This window comes from Streptomyces sp. 7-21, from assembly GCF_016741785.1.
Classification (GTDB): Bacteria; Actinomycetota; Actinomycetes; order Streptomycetales; family Streptomycetaceae; genus Streptomyces.
The window spans coordinates 1-417 of the sequence record NZ_JAERRL010000050.1 but is presented as its reverse complement, the minus strand read 5'-3'; the positions used below and the strand labels follow the sequence as shown (position 1 = coordinate 417).

Annotated in this window: 1 protein-coding gene; it reads right to left on the bottom strand. The window is 65.2% G+C overall.

Annotated features, from left to right (window positions below; translation table 11 throughout):
- Positions 1 to 407 (bottom strand): roadblock/LC7 domain-containing protein (locus JK356_RS21525; protein ID WP_201870354.1); only part of this gene is annotated, 407 nt, incomplete at its 3' end.
- Between the last annotated feature and the right edge of the window lie 10 nt (positions 408 to 417).

Genomic DNA, 417 nt, shown 5'->3' with positions numbered 1-417 from the left:
AGCAGACTTCCCTGGAGTTCGGCACGCAGGTCGGGTGTCAGGACCGTACCGGCACGCTCCACCAGCAGCGCCATCTCATACCCCACCAGACCGATGTCCGCCTCCGGATGCGCCAGCACCGCCAGCGACGACCCGTCCGAGATCGACATGATGAAGAGGAACCCACGCTCCATCTCCACCACCGTCTGGTTCACCCCACCCCCCTCAAAGATCCGCGACGCACCAGCCGTCAGCGACGTCAGCCCCGACGCCACCGCCGCCAGCTGATCCGCACGGTCCCGGGGAAACCCCTCAGACAACGCCAGAAGCAGACCGTCAGCCGACACCACCACCGTGTGCGACACACCCGGCGTGTTCTCCACGAAATTGGTGATCAACCAGTTCAGGTTCTGCGCCGCCTGGCTCATCGGGCTCACA